The sequence below is a fragment of the Aestuariibius violaceus genome, from assembly GCF_040779325.2.
Lineage (GTDB): Bacteria > Pseudomonadota > Alphaproteobacteria > Rhodobacterales > Rhodobacteraceae > Aestuariibius > Aestuariibius violaceus.
This window is the reverse complement of sequence record NZ_JBFONT020000001.1, coordinates 263,962-281,935: the sequence shown is the minus strand read 5'-3', so window position 1 is coordinate 281,935 and position 17,974 is coordinate 263,962. Positions and strand designations below refer to the sequence as shown.

Below are 17,974 nucleotides of genomic sequence, written 5' to 3'. Positions count from 1 at the left end.
GGTGGCGCGGCCGGTCGGGGCCGCGCCGAAGGCGTTAGTCGGTGTAGTATTCGTCGAGGATCGCCTGTTCGGCCTCGGCCGCCTGGGTCAGGCTTTCGGTCATGTCCTGCCCTTCGATATCCACGCGTTCGACCATGTCGACCAGCACCTGCCGCTGTGCGCTTTCATCGGCGAACTTGGTCGTATGAGCATAGTCGAGCCCGCGGATGAACGGCCCGAAGACGGGATCGTTCGCGTTCTCCTCGGTCATGCCGACGGAGGGTTTGGCAGGCAGCTCTCCCACCGTGTCGAGCCAGATCTGCATCGCCTCGTCCGACACGAGGTATTCCATGAACTTCACGGCCGCCTCGTAGCGCGCATCCTCGGCCTTGGTGGTGATCGCGTTCACCCAGTAGGAGGAGTAGTTCGAGCGCGTCCCGTTCGGCCCCGCGGGCAGTTCGGCCACGCCGTAGCGCAGACCGCGAATGTCGTTGAGCGCGCCGATGCGGAAGCTGCCGTCGATATGCATCCCTGCCCGCTGGGCTTTGAAGGCGGCCTGCGGTTCGTCCATGAAGTTGGACGCGGTGACGCCGTGTTCCTTTTCGAGCCCGGCATAGAATTCCAGGGCGGCCTTCCCGGCGTCGGAATTCCAGTTCACCGTCTGATAGTCGTCGGTATAGGGCTCGCCGCCGAACTGGCGCACCAGCACCTCGCGAAACCAGTGGTGGTCCTGCGCGGTCATGCCGGTGGTGATCCCGACCTGGGTGATGTTGCCTGCCCCGTCGCGCTTGGTCAGCGCCTTGGCGTGTTCGACCAGTTCGTCCAGCGTCTCTGGCGGGCCATCGAGCCCGGCCTCTTCGAACAGGCGTTCGTTATAGAACAGCGCGAGGCTGCGCACCGCCGTCGGCAGGGCGTAATACTGCCCGTCACGCTTCATCGCGCCGACCATCGGGAAGAATTCGGCATCGATGGTGGCCGCGTCGAAATTCTCTTGCGGCAGGGGCTGGATCAGGTCGGCCTCGATATAGTCGTTGAGCCAGCCGTAGAAGAGCTGGACGACGTCCGGCCCTTCGCCCGCCGGGATCGCGGCGGCGACTTTGGTGCGGTAGTCGGCATAGGGGAAATGGGTCATGGTGACCGTGATGTCGGGGTTCGCCGCCTCGAAATTCTCGATCAGCACCTCCATCGCGTCGACGCGCGCCTCGAAGAAGTACTGCCAGTATTCGATCTCAACCGTTTCCGCTGCCGCGGCACCCGCCATCAGCGACCCTGCCGCCGCGAGGGCAGCCAACCTCATTCTGAGCATCATAGTCTCCCCGTGTTATGCCGCCCCTTGTCGTCTCTGACGGTCCTCGGCAAGCTTAAACTCAATTTTCTTGAGTAATCAAGTTTGTTGAGTTAATGCCGCTTTATGAGCCACCGCCTTCTCCAACGCCCTGCTTTGCGTGGGGCCAACGCGACCCGGTCGCGGGACCACAACAGGCAGATGGTGCTTGGCCAGCTTCATGCGCGCGGCGCGCTTGGACGGGCCGAGATCGCGCGGCGGTCGGGGCTGACGACACAGGCCGTCAGCAACATCATCGCCGAGCTTGAGAAAGACGGACTTTTGCTTGCGGCAGGGGCCGCGAGGGGGCGACGAGGGCTTCCGGCGACGCAATATGTGGTCAATCCGAGTGGCGGTTATGCCCTTGGGATCGAACTGCGCCCGGCCGCGATCCTTGTTGCCTTGCTCGATCTGTCCGGGGAGCTCGTGTGGCAGGAGCGTCAGCCTCTGTCCTGCGCGGACCCGGAAAGCGTCGCGGCGATCCTTCCCGGCTTGCGCGATGCGGCCCTGTCCAAGGTGCCCAAGGCAAAGGATCGGTTGTTGGGTGCGGGTATCGTGATGCCAGGGCCTTTCGGCAAGACAGAGCTGTCCGGGCGGGCCACTGATCTGCCGGGCTGGAAAGAGACGGACCCGGCAACCCTGCTGTCTGACGTGTTGGATCTGCCAGTCATTGTGGAGAATGACGCCAATGCCGCAGCGATGGCCGAGCGGATCGCGCTTGCCGCAGAGGGAATGGACAGCTTCGCCTGCCTCTATTTCGGCACGGGCCTCGGGCTTGGTATCGTTCAGGACGGCCGCATCGTGGCCGGTGCCTATGGCAATGCGGGAGAGATCGGGCAATTGCCGGTGAAGACCGATGGCGGTCTCGCGCCGCTGGAATCGGTCCTTTCGCGCGCCGCGCTGGAACGCCATCTGGCCGGGCATGGGATCGGCGCCTCCGAGATCCAGGAGATTGCGCGCCTGCACGAAAGTGGCGCCCCCGCCCTGCAGACATGGATGGCAGAGGCGGCCTCTGCTCTTTCGCAGGCGCTGGCTGTGATCGAAAACCTCCTCGACCCGCGCGCGACGGTCCTTTGCGGGGCGATGCCGGAGGCACTCTTGCGTGACCTTGTCGTCGCAACGCCGCTGCCGCGCACCGTTTCCCGGCGCGCTGATGGCGCTCAAGCGCCGCTCCGCATCGGGACCTGTTCCCGCATGGCGGCGGCTCGCGGCGGGGCCGCGCTGGTCCTGGCGCAATCCTTCACGCCTGCCCTTGCCGCCTGAGGACCCATGACCCCCGACCAAACCCGGCTGGAAACCGACCGCGCCACACCGCGCATCGTCGCCCTTTGGCAGGCGTTGACGGCCTTGAAGACCCCGGTCCTTTTCCTGCAATCGGGGGCGCACCCCGATGATGAGATCTCCTCTATGCTCGCGGCGCTTCGCTTTCGGGATGGGATCGACATCGCCTATGTCTGCTCCACCCGCGGGGAAGGCGGCCAGAACGATATCGGACGCGAGGCGGGTCCCGCCCTGGGCGCGCTTCGCACGGCCGAGATGGAGCGCGCCGCCGAGCGCCTCGACATGCGGCTCTGGTGGATGGGAACGGGTCCGGAGGATCCGATGGCCGATTTCGGCTTCTCCAAGTCGGGGGAAGAGACGCTGGGCCGCTGGGGGCGGGATCATACCTTGCGGACGTTCGTTCGCGCCGTGAGGCAGGCCCGGCCCGACATCCTGTGCCCAACCTTCCTCGACGTGCCGGGCCAGCACGGGCATCACCGCGCGATGACGCTGATCGCGCACGAGGTGATGGCGCGCGCCGCAGATGCGGCCTTCGAGGTCGAGGGGACGGAGCCTTGGCAGATCGCGAAGCTTTACCTGCCGGCCTGGTCCGGGGCGGGCACGGCCTATGACGATGATTTGCCGCCGCCGCCCGCCACGGTGACCGTTCAGGGCAAAGGCCGCGATCCCGTGACCGGTTGGACCTGGGGGCGCATGGGTCAGCATTCCCGCGCGATGCACCGCACGCAGGGCATGGGACACTGGCCGTCGAAGGAGCGGAACTTTCCTTTGCATCTTGTCGGTGGCGCGGCTGAAGAGACGGTGATGGACGGTCTGCCCTTGGACCTGTCCGATCTGGATCACGCCGCTGCGCAGGCCGCGATCGAGGCGGCCATTGCGGCTTTCCCCGATGGCGCTGCGGTTGCGCGCCATGCTGCCGAAGCTCTGTCCCGGCTGCCTGACGCGCCGGTTGGTCCCGATGCCCACCGGGTGATCCGCAAGCGCGCGCAGTTGGCCCGTGTTCTTTGGCTCGCCTCCGGGGCGGAGGCGCGCGGGGTTGCCGAAGTCGCTTTCGCGAAACCTGGTGAGAGCGCGGGCATTACGCTTGAAACCCATACCGGAGCGGCTGAGGATCTGAAGGTCGGCATTCTGCCGCCCGAGGGGTGGACCGGAGACACCCCGGATGCGGGCCACGTTCCGCCGCCCTATCCGATGAACTACGATCCGCTCGATCCCCCACGCCCGGCCATTGCGGCAAGCGCGCGGATCGCCGACCAGTCCATCGCGGTCCACCTTCCTCTCGATCTGACGCCTGCAATCCTTCCCGCCGGGGTCTTGGTCGAGCCGTCTGCTCAGGTGATCAACCTTGCCGCGCGGGGGCGATCGGCGCCGGTCGCGCTCCGCCCCGATGGCGCGGCACTTGACCTGCCGCCTGGGTGGATCCATTCGGATGGCACTCTGACCCTTCCCGAGGACGCGTCTGTCAGTCGCCACACCCTGTCCGTCACTCTCAATGGCGCGCCTGCCCTGAGCGTGGCGAAGATCGAAGCACCGCATACCGCGCCCCGCACCCTGGCGATGCCCGCAATTCTGCGCTTTGCCGCTCTCGACGTGGCCCTGCCTGAGGCGAGGATCGGCGTGATCGACGCAGGTCACGACCGGATTGCCCATTGGCTGGGTCGTATCGGCGCGGACGTCGCCGAGGTTGATGTCTCTGATATCGATGCCGGCCTGCCTGGGATCGATACCCTTGTCGTCGGCATCTTCGCCTTGCGGTTCCGCCCGGGCCTTGCCGCGCGGATGCCGGCCATCGCCGACTGGGTGCGGCATGGCGGCACGCTTCTGACCCTCTACCATCGTCCGTGGGACAATTGGGATCCGGCGGCCATGCCCGCGCCGATCGAGATCGGGCAGCCTTCCCTTCGCTGGCGTGTCACGGACGAGGCGGCCGAGATTACGCACCGTGCCCCAGATCATCCGGTCCTTATAAGCCCGAACCCGATCGGGCCGGCGGATTGGGCAGGGTGGCACAAGGAGAGGGGGCTCTATTTCGCCGCCCGCTGGGATGACGCCTATCAGCCGCTTCTGTCCATGTTGGACCCCGGCGAGGCGCCGCTGCACGGCGCGCTCCTGTCCGGTGAGATCGGGCGGGGGCGCCACAGCCACTGCGCCCTGATCCTGCACCATCAGATGGAGCATCTCGTGCCGGGCGCCTTCCGCCTGCTTGCCAACCTCTGTGACCCAAGGCGCTGAGGCCCCGCCACGGTCGGAGTGGCGCGGGGTCAGCTGGCTTCTGGCTGATATGAGCCTCAACATCTGGGCGCTGGCCATCGTGAAGGCCAGCGGAGCGGAGTTTCCCGCCACCCAGCTTGTCTTCCTGCGGGCTGCGGTTGGCCTTGTCCTGATGATCCCGTGGATCGTCACCGCCCGGGCCGACTTTCGGTTGGCCCGCCGTCCGGGACTGCACCTTGCCCGGATCGCGCTGTCTTCGCTCACCCTTACCGCCAGCTTCTACGCCATCGCCCGGGTGCCCTTCGCGCTTTTCACAGCGGTGAATTTCACCCGCCCCCTCGTGATGATTGCCCTTGCGGCGCTGTTTCTGGCAGAGCCGGCCACGCCGCGTCGCTGGTTGGCTGCGCTGCTGGGGCTCGTCGGTGTGCTGATCGCTGTCGGCCCGGGCCCTGCCTCGCTGGATCCGGCATTCCTTGCGCTGACGCTGACGGTCCTCTCAGGAACTGCGGCCATCATCGTGACCTGCAAGATCAACGACCAGCCGCCCGTCGTCCTGATGACGGCATATACCGCCGGACTGGCCGTCACGACCGCCGTTCCCGCCGCCTTGTCCTGGGCGCCCGTGGCGAGGGCCGACTGGCCGGTCCTCCTGGCGATCGGCCTTTTTGCACAGGCCGCGCAATTCTGCTTTCTCAGAGCGCATCGCGGCGCGTCTGCAGGCCTTCTGGGCATTGTCGGATATGTCAGCCTCGTCCTTTCGACATGTGTTGGATGGCTCCTATTCGACGAGGTGCCGTCTTTGGAATTTTGGTGCGGGACCCTCCTTATCCTGACGGCGACCTGGATCGTCCGTGCATCATGGCGGGGATCAGTCAGATGACGATCGAGTGGAACGGGGAGGGGGCGGGGCGCGGTGGCTTTCTTGGACCGACCCAACCATGGACGCCTAGCTCTCGTTCGCGACCGATCGCCGGAAGAGCAGGAGGCTTGTGATCAACAGCACGGTTCCCAGCAGGGCCATCCAGAAGAACTCTGGCCAGACGGTCTCGATGCCTGCGCCCTTGAAGACGATGGCCTGGCTTGCCGCCATGTAGTGGCGTGATGGCAGTATGAGCGTTCCGACCTGCAGCCAGTCGGGCTGGCCTTCGACCGGCGTCTCACCGCCCGACAGCATCAGCATCGGCAGGACCGTCAGCATCACCAGAAGCGCGAATTGCGCCATCGAGCGGGCGAGCGTCGCCAGGAAGACCCCGAGGGCCGTCGCGGTGAAGAGAAAGAGGGCAGTGCCGGCAAGAAACAGGGTCTTGGAGCCTGCGACGACGATCCCCAGGGAACCCTGCAGCACGAATGTCAGCGACAGCCCTGCGGCGATCAGGACCACCGCTGCGTTCGCCCAGATCTTGGCCGCTGCGATGTCGAAGGGGGCGAGAGGCATGGCGAGCAGGTGTTCGATCGTCCCATGTTCCCGCTCCCGTATCATGGCGGCGCCGGTCAGAATGGTGGTCAGCCACATGATCTGGCCGATGAGCGCGACGATGCCGGCAAAGCGGACGGTGTCGCGGTTCGGGTTGAAGGCGCTGCGCAGGACCAGATCAACGACAGGCGGGTCGACCAGGTCTGCTCCGATCGCGAACCTGCGGATCTCGGCGCTGAGAATGCTGGTGATGTAGTTGGCACCGATCCCGGCCTGTTCCATCGCCGTCGCGTCGATCAGAACCTGGATCTCGGGAGTTCGGCGGGCGCGAACGTCCTTCTCGAATCCCGGCGGAACGGCAACTATGAAAAGGAAGCGCCCGGCATCCATCTGGGCGGCGCCGGACCCCGGTACGATCTGGACGACAGGCTGGAACTCCGGCGGGAAGAAGGCGGAGGCAAGTGACCTTGAAAGCGGCGAGTTGTCCTCGTCCGCGAACGCGATTGAGGCGTTGTTGACCGAACTTGCGACGCCGGTTGCCTCCATCACCGGCGCCAGGGTGAATGACCAGACCAGGAGCGCCATCATCACCCAGTCGCGGCGCAGGCTCATCATCTCTTTCAGGCCGAGCCAGAAAATGCGGGACAGCCGGTGCATTCACTTCTCTTGCGCGCGGAGCGCGAGGGCCGCGATCCCGGTCAGCACAGGCCCGAAGCAGGCGAGGGCCAGGATGTCGGGGCCGAGCGCCTCCCAGCCGAGACCCTTGGTGAAGGCGCCGACATTGAGATGCAGAAAGTACGACGACGGCCAGAGGGAGCCGATCGTCTGCGCGCCGCCTTCAAGGGTGGAGACGGGCTGCAGCAGCCCGGAGAACTGAATGGTCGGCACGACCGATGCGATCGCCGTCGCGAATGTCGCGGCCACCTGGCTTGTCGTCATGGTCGCTATGAGCAGTCCGTAGGATGTGGTGGCCCACACATAGAAGAGTGCGCCAATCGCAAGCGCCGCCGGATTACCTTTGAGCGGCACACCGAAGATGAAGATCGTCATCCCGGCCAGCAGCAGGAAGTTCGCGAAGGCGATTGCGATGTAGGGAATTTGCTTGCCGATGAGGAATTCCAGCCGCGTCGTCGGGGTCACATAGAAGTTGATGACCGAGCCCAGTTCTTTTTCCCGGGCAACGCTGACCGCCATGAGGACGGCAGGCAGCATGATGAGCAGGATCGCCGGCATGGCCGGGGCCATGGCGGCAATGCTTTCGAAGCTCTGGTTGTAGCGGAAGCGCGGTTCGATCCGGGCAATCTCGGCTTGGGGTGCGCCGCCGTTGCGGGCCTGAACGTCCAGGAATGTCTGGTGCAGCCCGGCGACATACCCCTCGACCGTCTCGCCCTTGAAAGGGATAGCGCCATCCACTGTCGCCAGTACCTCTGTCCGCTCGCCTGCGCGCAGTTTGCGCCCGAAATCCGGAGGCAGTTCGACAACGAGCGAGACATCGCCGGCGGTCAGCTGGTCGCGCCCTTCCGCGGCGCTGCCCAGTGGCGGTGTGGCTTCGAAGTATCGGGATCCGGAGATCTCAGAGATATAGGCGCGGCTTTCGGGACCCTGCGACAGGTCAAGGACTGCGAAATCCAGTTCTTCGATATCCAGCGTGATCCCGTAGCAGAAAACCAGCATCAGGAGAGCCGATCCGAGGAATGCGAAAGCAAGGCGGATGGGGTCGCGCAGCACCTCGACCGTCTCGCGCCTTGCATAGGCCATGGCGCGCGCCACGCCGCCGCCGGCCCCGGCGCTTGGCGCGTCGACGGAAACCGCGGGAGCGGCCACCGGGGCCGGGGGATCTGCGGTTTCCAATGCTGCGATGAACGCGCCTTCCAGAGTGTCTGCCCCCTCGGCCGCGATCAGCTCTTCCGGGGTCCCTTCCGCAAGAACCTGGCCGGCATGCATGAAAGACACGCGGTCGCAGCGTTCCGCTTCAGTCATGAAATGGGTCGAGACGAAGATCGTCACGCCCTGTCCGCGCGAAAGCTCGATCAGCAAGGCCCAGAACGAGTCGCGCGCCTCGGGGTCGACGCCTGAGGTGGGCTCGTCCAGGATCAGCACGCGCGGGCGATGGATCACCGCGACGGCCAGCGACAGGCGTTGTTTGATGCCAAGGGGCAGCGCCATGGCCAGCGTGTCGCGGTAGGCATCCAGACCGAAACGGCCCATCAGTTCTTCGATCCGCCCCGCCTGGTCGGCGATGGCGAAGATACGGGCGTGGAGCCGGAGGTTCTGGTGAACCGTCAGCTCGCCATAGAGCGAGAATGCCTGGCTCATATAGCCGATTTCCCGGCGCATCCTGCGGTCGCGGGCATTCACCGGCTTGCCGAACAACGTCGCTTCGCCCGAGCTTATGGGCAGAAGGCCGGTCAGCATCTTCATGGTCGTCGACTTGCCGCAGCCATTCGATCCGAGGAAGCCGAAGATCTCTCCTTGTTTGATCGAGAAATTGACACCGTCGACCGCGGTAAAGTCACCGAATAAGCGGGTCAGCCCATGGGCTGTTATGACAGGGTCTGCATCAGGCCGCCTGGCAGGCACGCCGACCGGCGCGGAGGGCGCCTCTCCATGGGTTCGAAGCCGCCGGTAGGCAGTCTCCAGGTCCTCAGCTTCGGCTTTCAAATCGGCCGGGCTGCCCTGAAACAGAACGTGCCCCGCATCCATCGCGACGATCCAGTCGAAGCTTTCGGCTTCCTCCATATAGGCTGTTGAGACCAGCACCGAGAGATCCGGGTTGTCATCCTGGATCGCATCGATCAGCGCCCAGAACTGACGGCGGGACAGCGGGTCGACGCCGGTCGTCGGCTCGTCCAGGACCAGCAGTTTCGGGTCATGGATCAGTGCACAGCAGAGCCCCAGCTTCTGTTTCATCCCACCAGAAAGCTTGCCCATCAGCCGATCGGCAAAGGGGGCAAGCCCCGTGGCCGACAGCAATGCGGCGATCCGGATGTCGCGCTCCTCCCGGCCCTGCCCGAAAAGGCGCGAGAAGAATTCGAGGTTTTCGCGGACCGACAGCTCCGCATAGAGATTGCGGCCCAGACCCTGCGGCATGAAGGCAATTGCCGGGCAGACGCGGCGTCGATGGGCAGGATCGTCGATCGGCCCCCCGAGAACGTCGATCTTTCCAGTCTGAAGCTTCTTTGCGCCTGTGATCAGGCCCAGGAGCGTCGATTTGCCGACCCCATCCGGCCCGATGAACCCGACAAGACGGCCGGGCGGCAGATCCAGCGACAGCGCGTCCACCGCTATGTGTTCGCGATATCGGTGGGTGACGCCTGCGATGCGGATCGCCGGTGCGGCGCCCCCGGCGCTCATTCGAAGAGCTCTGGCGGAATGCGCCGCTCCAGCGCCTCGGGCCAAGCGCTGTCGGAGCTGAGCCGGATCACAGCGACGCCGCGCAGACCGGTTTTCACATGCTCGATCCGGCCCGCGACGAGGTTTTCCGGGATGCGGACACGGACGCGGAAGACCAGCTGCTCGCGTTCGCTCAATGTTTCAACCTGCTTCGGCGTGAACTGCGCCTCGGGCGAGACGAAGCTGACGGAGGCAGGGATGGCGAAGTCCGGCAAAGCGTCGAGCACGATGCGCGCCTCGGCCCCGATCGGCAGAAGGCCTGCTTCACGGGCCGGGAGAAACACCTCCATATAGACGTCCTCGAGGCTGAGAAGCGTTAGGATCGGCTCGCCCGCGCCGACGACCTCACCCGGCTCCGCCAATCGATAGAGCACACGACCCTCCATGGGTGCGAAGAGCGTGCTGTCCTCGATCTGCGCGGCGATCCGGCGAACCTCGGCCTGCGCGGCTGCGATCTGGCTCTCGGCGGTTGCGACACGAGCCCTGGCCGCGCCATGGACTGCTACGGCGACGTGGTGGGCGGTTTCGCGTTCTTCGAAAACGGTCTCTGAGATATTCTGACCGGCCAGAAGCGCCCTTGCGCGGTCGAGTTCATGGGTCGCCCGAAGCTGCTCGCTTTGCCGCTGCAAGACGATGGCTTCGGCTTCCGCCTTCGTCTGACGAGCGAGTGCGACCTCGGCCTTGGCCCGGTCCAGCGTAGCCAAGAGCTCGTCGGTATCCATCTCGACCAGAACCTCGCCCGAGGCAACCAGACTGCCCTCGGCCGCCATGACCTGTGCGACGCGTCCGGGCATGGTTGGAGCGATTTCGACCTGCTCCGCTTCGATCCGTCCGTTGCCTTGGACGAAGCCATCCGGCAACCCTTCGCCGTTTTCCGAGATGAGCACATAGGCCGCCGCACCCGCGAGCAGGAGCGCCACCGCGGCGAGACCAGCGCTTGTCGTTCTTCTCATGATCGGGTGCTCCGCAACAACTGACAACACCCCGGGAGTTTGGTCAGAACCTGCGCGTCATGCCTTGCGTTCGGTCAAGCCGGCGCTTCCGAAATGCAGAGGATAAATGGAAAGAACGGCTCGTCAGTGGCAGGTCGGGCAGGTCAGCACGAGATGACGGCTGCAGATGTGCCGGAAGGGTGGAACACGCGTGCGCCACACGTGTGTCCTCTTTCAGCTCAGACATCTTTCTTGCAGATCGAAGGCATCAGCAGCTGCATCGGGCCAGAGTGACGTCTCAGCGCAGCTCATGCGACGGGCCGCTTGCGGGTCTTCATCCGCAGCCGGCCGTCGGCGACCAACAGCTATGTCACGGGGCGGCCCCGCCGAAGCGATTGGTCTTATGTCGTGCAGTATCTTGGATGTTTGGCTTGCAGCAACTGGGGACAGTCGTGACCCCCGGCAGGTGTGGCGCGGGACTGCGCGTTCACAGGGAGAAACGCCACCGCCGTTCGGCGATGAGCGTATCTCTGATCTAGAGCTATCGCGGCGGGCTTTTGGAGCTTTTGAAGCGAGCAGTCATCGCGGGAGGACAGCCGTCGCCTCGATTTCCACCTTTGCGGCATCTTCGATGAGGGCGCTGACCACCACCATGGTCATGGCGGGAAAATGATAGCCCATCACCTCGCGATAGGCCTGTCCCACCTTCTTCTGGTGGGCGAGATAGTCGCCCTTGTCTGTCACATACCACGTCATCCGGGCAATGTTCTCAACCGAGCCGCCGGCGGCCTGGACCACATCGGCTACGTTGCGCAGGGCCTGACGCATCTGGCCGATGAAATCATCATGCTCAAAGACCTGATGCGCGTTCCAGCCGATCTGGCCGCCGACAAACAAGACGCGCCCTTCGGCAATCATGCCGTTGGCATACCCCTTGGCTGGTTTCCAGCCGTCGGGGTGAACGGTGATGGTGCTCACGCTGTGCCCTCCTCAAGATAGGGCGCCAACCGGGTGCGGATCGCCTCGGGCCATCTATGCGACTTCATTGCCTGGACATCGACACACACAAGCGTCCCTTCCGTTCTTAGCCTGCGCTCTGGCCTGGTTTCATTCTGACTGGCATCGCCCCCGAGCGCTTCCATAGCGAAATCCACAGACGCTCCCCCCAGCCGCGTCAGCCACATCCGCCAATGCGTAACGTCGCCGAGGCGGGACGGCGCCTCGAACCGAGTGGATATCTGCCCCATCGGAACGCCCAGACCATCGTTGATATGCATCTGACCGAAAGACCAGCCTATGGCCTGATCAAAAAACGTCTCGACGCAATCGTTCATCATTTCAAAGTACCGCGGGTAGAACACGATTCCCGCCGGATCACAGTCGCGGAACATGATCTGGCGCTGCCACTGGAAGACAGCCATCAGGCGAAGGCCTGAAGACCGGTGATCGCACGCCCCAGGATCAGCGCGTGGATGTCGTGCGTGCCTTCATAGGTGTTGACCGCTTCCAGGTTCATCACGTGACGGATCACCGGGTATTCATCCGAGATGCCGTTGCCACCCAGCATGTCGCGGGCCTCGCGCGCAATGGTCAGCGCCTTGCCGCAATTGTTGCGCTTCATCAGGCTGATGAGTTCCACCGGAGCTTCATGATCATCCATCATGCGCCCGAGCCGCAGCGCGCCCTGGAGGCCGAGAGCGATCTCGGTATGGGCGTCGGCGAGTTTCTTCTGGATCAGCTGCGTTTGTGCCAATGGACGGGCGAACTGGCTGCGGTCGAGCGTGTATTGGCGTGCTGCCGCGAGGCAGGCTTCGGCGGCGCCCATCGCCCCCCAGGCAATGCCGTAGCGTGCGCGGTTCAGGCAGCCGAACGGACCGGCCAGACCGGAAACCTCCGGCAGGAGGTTTTCATCGGGAACGAAGACCTCATCCATCATGATCATGCCGGTGATCGAGGCACGCAGACTGAACTTGCCTTCGATCTTGGGGGTCTCCAGACCCTTCATCCCGCGTTCGAGAATGAAGCCCTTGATCTTGCCGTCATGGGCGTCGGACTTGGCCCAGACGATGGCGACATCCGCAATGGGACTGTTCGAGATCCAGTTCTTCGATCCCGAAATGAGGTAGCCCCCGTCGACCTTCGTCGCCCGGGTCGTCATCGATCCCGGATCGGAGCCGGCATCGGGCTCTGTCAGTCCAAAGCAGCCCACCCACTCGCCAGTCGCCAGTTTCGGCAGGAACTTGCTGCGCTGGTCGTCCGTGCCATAGGCAAAGATCGGGTGCATGACGAGCGAGGATTGAACCGACATGGCCGAGCGATAGCCGCTATCCACGCGCTCGATCTCGCGGGCGATCAGGCCATAGCCGACATAGCTCGCTCCGGCGCCGCCGTATTGTTCGGGGATGGTTGGCCCGAGCAGACCCAGCTCGCCGAGTTCGGTCATGATCTCGCGGTGGAAGACTTCCTTGCGGTTTGCTTCGACGACGCGGGCCATCAGCCGATCCTGGCAGTAGGCATGGGCCGCGTCGCGGATCATGCGCTCCTCATCGGTCAGTTGAGCGTCGAGCAGCATCGGGTCGTCCCACACATAGGAGGGTGCCTTGGCGCGGGCGCTTTGCGGTGTGGCGACCGCCGGGGTTTCACCGTCGTGTCGGATATCCTTGGCAGACATGGATCAGACCTCCTTGGGAAGTGCTTCTAGGGCCAGCGCGGTTCTCTGCCCGGCGCCGATATGCGGTGCGGCGAGGGCACGATCGGCGATGCCGCGGGCGGCATTCCGGTCTTGCGGCTGAAGCGCATGAGTATCCGGAACGGCACGTGCGATCAGCCGCCGGCCGCCGGAGACAACCACTGCCGCGGGAGGCACCTCCGGGTTGTCGGCAGCCGAGGTCAGCTCCTCTGCATTCGCTCCAAGAGGCAGCACGTTGAGCGCGTCTTGCCGCTTGGCCCGGTTCAACCGGAGGTGCAGCACCGCGCCCCGTCTTTCGGTGATGAGGACACTTCCCATGGTGACGTTCTTCAGCCTTGCCGCGTAAATTTCAAGCCTAAAGTTTTAGGCTTGAAATTTCGTCGATGTCCGTTCAGTGTTTTAGGGAAAGGCGCCGAAGATCAGGAGAGCGCGCGATGAGAGTTGTCTGCCTAGGCGGGGGCCCCGCCGGACTGTACTTCGCCATAAGCCTGAAGCTTCGCAATCCGTCACACGAAGTGACGGTGATCGAGCGTAACAGAGCAGACGACACGTTCGGTTGGGGCGTGGTCTTGTCGGACGAAACGCTGACCAACCTTAAAGCAAACGATCCGCAATCTGCCGAGATGATCCACGCGCATTTTGCCTATTGGGACGATATCGCCGTCGTGCATGACGGCGTGCGCACCGTCTCTACCGGGCATGGTTTCTGCGGTATCGGGCGCAAGTGCATGTTGCTGTTGCTGCAGGATCGCGCGCGGGAGCTTGGCGTCGATCTACGCTTCGAGACCGAGATCGATGACATCGAGACCTGCATGGAGGAGTACGATCTGGTCGTCGCGGCGGATGGCGTGAACTCTCGCACACGCACGCACTTTGCCGAACACTTCAAGCCAGAGATCGACCGCCGCGCCTGCAAGTTCGTCTGGCTGGGTACCCGCGCGAAGTTCGACGACGCATTCACCTTCATCTTCGAGAAGACGAAGCATGGCTGGGTCTGGGCCCATGCCTACCAGTTCGACGAGGACACCGCGACGTTCATCGTCGAATGCGCTGAGGAGACCTGGGCGAAGTGGGGCTTCGGCGACATGACCCAGGACGAGACCATCGCGGCCTGCGAGGCGATCTTTGCCAATCACCTTGATGGCCACGACCTGATCTCGAACGCAAAGCACCTGCGCGGGTCGGCGTGGCTCAATTTCAACCGGGTGCTTTGCGAGAAGTGGCACCATAAGAATGTCGTCTTGCTGGGAGATGCTTCCGCCACGGCGCACTTTTCGATCGGGTCTGGTACGAAACTGGCGTTGGAAAGCGCCATCGCGCTGGCGGAATTCGTCGATACCGAGCCGACGCTTGAAGCGGCGTTCGAGAAGTATCAGGAAGATCGGCGGCTCGACGTGCTGCGCTTGCAGTCGGCGGCCCGGAATTCGACCGAATGGTTCGAGGATGTGGAGCGGTATCTCCACCTCGATCCGGTGCAGTTCAACTATTCGCTGCTGACACGCTCGCAGCGGATCAGCCACGAGAACCTGCGCCTTCGGGATGCCGAATGGCTCCGCGGGGCCGAAGAATGGTTCCAGACGCAATCAGGCGCGAATGGTGTGCATCGCGCGCCGATGTTCGCGCCCTTCACGCTGCGGGAAATGCGCCTGAAGAACCGTGTCGTCGTTTCTCCGATGGCCCAGTACAAGGCCGTCGATGGCTGCCCGACGGACTGGCATTTCGCCCATTATGCGGAACGGGCAAAGGGCGGGGCGGGCCTTGTCTACATCGAGATGACATGTGTCAGCGCCGAGGGGCGGATCACTCCTGGATGTCCGGGCCTTTATGCGCCAGAGCACGAAGCGGCGTGGACCCGGCTTGTCGATTTCGTCCATGCCGAGACCGACGCGAAGCTTTGCATGCAGATCGGTCACTCCGGCAGGAAGGGATCGACGCAGCTCGGGTGGGAGGAGATGGACGCACCGCTCGCGGATGGCAACTGGCCGCTGCTCTCGGCTTCGCCGCTGCCGTGGTCTGACAGGAATGCTATACCCAAAGAGATGGATCGTGCCGAGATGGATCGCGTCAAAGCCGAATTCGTGACAGCGACCGAAATGGCCGCGCGCGCGGGCTTCGACATGATCGAGTTACATGCCGCCCACGGCTATCTGATCTCGTCCTTCATCTCGCCCCTGTCCAACATTCGCACCGACGAGTATGGCGGCTCACTCGAGAACCGGATGCGTTACCCGCTGGACGTATTCCGCGCCATGCGTGCCACCTGGCCTGAGGAAAAACCCATGAGCGTGCGGATCTCGGCCACGGATTGGGTCGGTGATCGGGGTATCGGGGGTGAAGAGGCCGTGGAGATTGCCCAGATGTTCCGCGACGCGGGTGTCGACATCGTGGATGTGTCGGCCGGCCAGACATCGGTCGAGGCCCGGCCTGTCTACGGCCGGATGTTCCAGACGCGGTTCTCTGACAGGATCCGCAACGAACGCGGCATTCCGACGATGGCGGTGGGAAATATCTACGAGCCCGACCACCTGAACTCTATCCTGATGGCGGGGCGCGCGGATCTGGTATGCCTCGCACGTCCCCATCTTGCCGACCCCTATTGGACGCTCCATGCGGCTGCAGCGTTGGGCGATGAGGAGACCGCCTGGCCTGATCCGTACCTGCCTGGTCGGGATCAGCTGCGTCGCCTGGCCGATCGCGGCGAAGGTATCGGGATCCGCGTATGACTTCGCTTGACGGCAGACGTGTCCTTGTGACGGGTGGAGGGACGGGTCTCGGCGCAGACCTCGCACGCGGATACGCAGACGCTGGCGCGCAGGTCTGGATCGCAGGACGAACAGAGCACCACTTGCGCGCCGTTTCAGAGGGGATCGATGGCGTGGAGCACGTGACCGCCGACGTGACCGATGAAGCTGCGGTCGCTGCGCTCTTCGATGCAACCGGCCCGCTTGATATTGTCGTCGCAAATGCCGGTGCATCGGAAAGCGCGCCGCTTGCGCGGACCGAGCTTTCGGCCTGGAACGGGATGATCGGGGTGAACCTGACTGGCGTCTTCCTGACGTTCCGCGAAGCGCTTCGCCGTTGGGGGAAGGCGCCCGATTGGGGCCGCTTGATCGCCGTCGCCTCCACCGCCGGGTTGAAGGGCTATCCTTACGTTTCCGCCTACAGCGCGGCCAAGCACGGCGTGATTGGCCTTGTCCGGTCGGCTGCGTTGGAAACGGCGCGTTCGGGCGTGACGGTAAACGCGCTCTGCCCCGGCTTTCTCGACACGGAGATGACCGAGCGCAGCATCGCGACCATCATGGAAAAGACCGGCGGTGATGCGACCGAGGCGCGCGCCGCGCTTGAAGGAATGAGCCCCCAGAACCGGCTGTTTCGTCCGGAAGAGGTCACGCGCGCCGCGCTTTGGCTGTCCGGACCGGGGTCGGAGGGGGTTACCGGCCAAGCCATCGCGATCGCGGGGGGAGAGGTATGAACGAAATGATGCGGACCGAGCAAGACGCAGGTGATGGTCTGTCGAAGCAGCGCTTGCGTGCATGGCTCAGGATTCTGCGGGCGACGCGCCTGATCGAGAGCGAACTGCGCGACAAATTGCGGGTCGGGCACGACTCCACCTTGCCGCGCTTCGACGTGTTGGCGACGCTCGCGCGCTACCCCGATGGTCTGCGCATGTCGGAAGTCTCATCGCATTTGAAGGTCTCAAACGGCAATGTCACCGGGATCGTGGAGCGGCTGGTCAGCGAGGGTCTTTCGGAGCGGGTTAGTGTCGAGGGCGATCGCCGCGCGATGCGCGTGCGCCTGACCGAGGCTGGGAAGACGCGCTTTGCTGCAATGGCCGCCGAGCATGAAGCATGGGTCGATGCCATCCTGGCGGATTTCGATGCGGACGAGTTGGACACGCTGATTTCTCTGCTCTCCCGGGTCAAGGAGCGGGCCAAGCCATGACCGGGATGACTGATCTGGCGCCAGACCATTTCAACTGGACGGTCACCGATCGCGTTGCCACGATCCACCTTCACGGGGCGGAGCGCAAAAACCCCCTGACGTTCGAGAGCTATGCCGAGCTGCGCGATACCTTCCGCGCCCTGCCCTATGCCACCGACATCGACGCCGTGATCCTCGGCTCGAATGGTGGGAACTTCTGCTCAGGCGGAGACGTGCACGACATCATCGGGCCGCTCGTGGCGATGGACATGAAAGACCTGCTTGCCTTCACACGGATGACCGGGGATCTGGTGAAAGCGATCTTGCATTGCGGCAAGCCCGTGATCGCTGCGGTTGACGGTATTTGCGTCGGTGCCGGTGCAATCCTGGCGATGGCGTCTGATTTGCGATTGGCGAGCAGCGACGCGAAGTGCGCGTTCCTCTTCACGCGTGTCGGCCTCGCGGGTGCTGATATGGGCGCCTGTGCGATGCTGCCCCGGATCGTCGGGCAGGGCCGCGCGGCGGAGCTGCTTTATACCGGGCGCAGCTTTGGTGCGGAGGAGGGGTTATCCTGGGGCTTCTGGAATGCTGTCCACCCCGCCGATGCGCTCGACGCGGAGGCTGCCAAGCTTGCCTCGCGGATCGCGGCTGGACCGACCTTCGCCCATGGGATCACCAAGACCCAGCTTAATCAGGAATGGAACATGAGCCTCGATCAGGCCATCGAGTCCGAGGCGCAGGCGCAGGCGATCTGTATGCAGACCGGCGATTTCGAGCGTGCCTACCGGGCCTTCGTCGCGAAGGAAAAGCCCGTGTTCGAGGGGCGCTGA

At 64.1% G+C, this 17,974-nt stretch carries 15 protein-coding genes; 7 read left to right on the top strand and 8 right to left on the bottom strand.

Annotation, left to right across the window (positions count from 1 at the left end; all coding sequences use genetic code 11):
• Nucleotides 1–34: 34 nt before the first annotated feature.
• Nucleotides 35–1,276, bottom strand: coding sequence for a sugar ABC transporter substrate-binding protein (locus AADZ90_RS01380; RefSeq protein WP_367309547.1), 1,242 nt, complete (start codon nt 1,274–1,276; stop codon nt 35–37).
• Nucleotides 1,277–1,390: 114 nt separating this feature from the next.
• Between AADZ90_RS01380 and AADZ90_RS01375 the strand changes: the two genes are divergently transcribed.
• From AADZ90_RS01375 to AADZ90_RS01365, 3 genes are read left to right on the top strand one after another with little or no spacing between them, the layout of a single operon-like run.
• A complete protein-coding gene (locus AADZ90_RS01375; protein WP_367309548.1) occupies nt 1,391–2,566 on the top strand; it encodes an ROK family transcriptional regulator in 1,176 nt (391 codons plus the stop codon).
• A gap of 6 nt (nt 2,567–2,572) precedes the next feature.
• Nucleotides 2,573–4,816, top strand: a complete 2,244-nt coding sequence (locus tag AADZ90_RS01370) for a PIG-L family deacetylase (RefSeq protein WP_367309549.1) — start codon at nt 2,573–2,575, stop codon at nt 4,814–4,816.
• A gap of 49 nt (nt 4,817–4,865) precedes the next feature.
• Entirely contained in the window at nt 4,866–5,675 is an 810-nt protein-coding gene (locus AADZ90_RS01365) for a DMT family transporter (protein WP_411996916.1), read from the top strand.
• Between the two features lie 66 nt (nt 5,676–5,741).
• Here the strand turns inward: AADZ90_RS01365 and AADZ90_RS01360 are convergent, their stop codons facing one another.
• The 7 genes from AADZ90_RS01360 to AADZ90_RS01330 all read right to left on the bottom strand — a co-directional run bounded on the left by AADZ90_RS01360 (nt 5,742) and on the right by AADZ90_RS01330 (nt 13,541).
• Nucleotides 5,742–6,866, bottom strand: a complete 1,125-nt coding sequence (locus tag AADZ90_RS01360) for an ABC transporter permease (RefSeq protein ID WP_367311268.1) — start codon at nt 6,864–6,866, stop codon at nt 5,742–5,744.
• Nucleotides 6,867–9,563, bottom strand: coding sequence for a ribosome-associated ATPase/putative transporter RbbA (rbbA, locus tag AADZ90_RS01355; RefSeq protein WP_367311269.1), 2,697 nt, complete (start codon nt 9,561–9,563; stop codon nt 6,867–6,869). It lies immediately after the preceding gene.
• Nucleotides 9,560–10,555, bottom strand: coding sequence for an HlyD family secretion protein (locus AADZ90_RS01350; protein ID WP_367311270.1), 996 nt, complete (start codon nt 10,553–10,555; stop codon nt 9,560–9,562). The genes rbbA and AADZ90_RS01350 overlap by 4 nt, the downstream gene beginning before the upstream one ends.
• Nucleotides 10,556–11,113: 558 nt before the next feature.
• Nucleotides 11,114–11,512, bottom strand: coding sequence for a RidA family protein (locus AADZ90_RS01345; protein WP_367311271.1), 399 nt, complete (start codon nt 11,510–11,512; stop codon nt 11,114–11,116).
• Nucleotides 11,509–11,955 carry an acyl-CoA thioesterase gene (locus tag AADZ90_RS01340; RefSeq protein WP_367311272.1) on the bottom strand — a complete coding sequence of 149 codons (447 nt, stop codon included), beginning with the start codon at nt 11,953–11,955 and terminating at the stop codon, nt 11,509–11,511. The genes AADZ90_RS01345 and AADZ90_RS01340 overlap by 4 nt, the downstream gene beginning before the upstream one ends.
• Nucleotides 11,955–13,106 carry an acyl-CoA dehydrogenase gene (locus AADZ90_RS01335; RefSeq protein ID WP_367311551.1) on the bottom strand — a complete coding sequence of 384 codons (1,152 nt, stop codon included), beginning with the start codon at nt 13,104–13,106 and terminating at the stop codon, nt 11,955–11,957. The genes AADZ90_RS01340 and AADZ90_RS01335 overlap by 1 nt, the downstream gene beginning before the upstream one ends.
• A gap of 102 nt (nt 13,107–13,208) precedes the next feature.
• The gene (locus AADZ90_RS01330) at nt 13,209–13,541 is read right to left on the bottom strand and encodes a hypothetical protein (protein WP_367311273.1); all 333 of its coding nucleotides are present in this window, start codon (nt 13,539–13,541) and stop codon (nt 13,209–13,211) included.
• Between the two features lie 116 nt (nt 13,542–13,657).
• Between AADZ90_RS01330 and AADZ90_RS01325 the strand changes: the two genes are divergently transcribed.
• From AADZ90_RS01325 to AADZ90_RS01310, 4 genes are read left to right on the top strand one after another with little or no spacing between them, the layout of a single operon-like run.
• On the top strand, nt 13,658–15,946 hold the full coding sequence (locus AADZ90_RS01325; protein WP_367311274.1) for a bifunctional salicylyl-CoA 5-hydroxylase/oxidoreductase: 2,289 nt from the start codon (nt 13,658–13,660) through the stop codon (nt 15,944–15,946).
• Nucleotides 15,943–16,695: an SDR family NAD(P)-dependent oxidoreductase gene (locus AADZ90_RS01320; protein WP_367311275.1), complete on the top strand. Its 753-nt coding sequence runs from the start codon at nt 15,943–15,945 to the stop codon at nt 16,693–16,695. The genes AADZ90_RS01325 and AADZ90_RS01320 overlap by 4 nt, the downstream gene beginning before the upstream one ends.
• Complete coding sequence (locus tag AADZ90_RS01315) at nt 16,692–17,165, top strand: MarR family winged helix-turn-helix transcriptional regulator (RefSeq protein ID WP_367311276.1); 474 nt, start codon at nt 16,692–16,694, stop codon at nt 17,163–17,165. The genes AADZ90_RS01320 and AADZ90_RS01315 overlap by 4 nt, the downstream gene beginning before the upstream one ends.
• Nucleotides 17,162–17,974 carry an enoyl-CoA hydratase family protein gene (locus tag AADZ90_RS01310; RefSeq protein WP_367311277.1) on the top strand — a complete coding sequence of 271 codons (813 nt, stop codon included), beginning with the start codon at nt 17,162–17,164 and terminating at the stop codon, nt 17,972–17,974. Before AADZ90_RS01315 ends, AADZ90_RS01310 begins: the two co-directional genes overlap by 4 nt.

What these genes read in the sequence shown, in the direction of transcription:
- AADZ90_RS01380 (WP_367309547.1), bottom strand. Translation starts at nt 1,276, where the DNA reads ATGAGGTTGGCTGCCCTCGCGGCGGCAGGGTCGCTGATGGCGGGTGCC.
- AADZ90_RS01375 (WP_367309548.1), top strand. Translation starts at nt 1,391, where the DNA reads ATGAGCCACCGCCTTCTCCAACGCCCTGCTTTGCGTGGGGCCAACGCG.
- AADZ90_RS01370 (WP_367309549.1), top strand. Translation starts at nt 2,573, where the DNA reads ATGACCCCCGACCAAACCCGGCTGGAAACCGACCGCGCCACACCGCGC.
- AADZ90_RS01365 (WP_411996916.1), top strand. Translation starts at nt 4,866, where the DNA reads ATGAGCCTCAACATCTGGGCGCTGGCCATCGTGAAGGCCAGCGGAGCG.
- AADZ90_RS01360 (WP_367311268.1), bottom strand. Translation starts at nt 6,866, where the DNA reads ATGCACCGGCTGTCCCGCATTTTCTGGCTCGGCCTGAAAGAGATGATG.
- rbbA (WP_367311269.1), bottom strand. Translation starts at nt 9,563, where the DNA reads ATGAGCGCCGGGGGCGCCGCACCGGCGATCCGCATCGCAGGCGTCACC.
- AADZ90_RS01350 (WP_367311270.1), bottom strand. Translation starts at nt 10,555, where the DNA reads ATGAGAAGAACGACAAGCGCTGGTCTCGCCGCGGTGGCGCTCCTGCTC.
- AADZ90_RS01340 (WP_367311272.1), bottom strand. Translation starts at nt 11,955, where the DNA reads ATGGCTGTCTTCCAGTGGCAGCGCCAGATCATGTTCCGCGACTGTGAT.
- AADZ90_RS01335 (WP_367311551.1), bottom strand. Translation starts at nt 13,106, where the DNA reads ATGCTGCTCGACGCTCAACTGACCGATGAGGAGCGCATGATCCGCGAC.
- AADZ90_RS01330 (WP_367311273.1), bottom strand. Translation starts at nt 13,541, where the DNA reads ATGGGAAGTGTCCTCATCACCGAAAGACGGGGCGCGGTGCTGCACCTC.
- AADZ90_RS01325 (WP_367311274.1), top strand. Translation starts at nt 13,658, where the DNA reads ATGAGAGTTGTCTGCCTAGGCGGGGGCCCCGCCGGACTGTACTTCGCC.
- AADZ90_RS01320 (WP_367311275.1), top strand. Translation starts at nt 15,943, where the DNA reads ATGACTTCGCTTGACGGCAGACGTGTCCTTGTGACGGGTGGAGGGACG.
- AADZ90_RS01315 (WP_367311276.1), top strand. Translation starts at nt 16,692, where the DNA reads ATGAACGAAATGATGCGGACCGAGCAAGACGCAGGTGATGGTCTGTCG.
- AADZ90_RS01310 (WP_367311277.1), top strand. Translation starts at nt 17,162, where the DNA reads ATGACCGGGATGACTGATCTGGCGCCAGACCATTTCAACTGGACGGTC.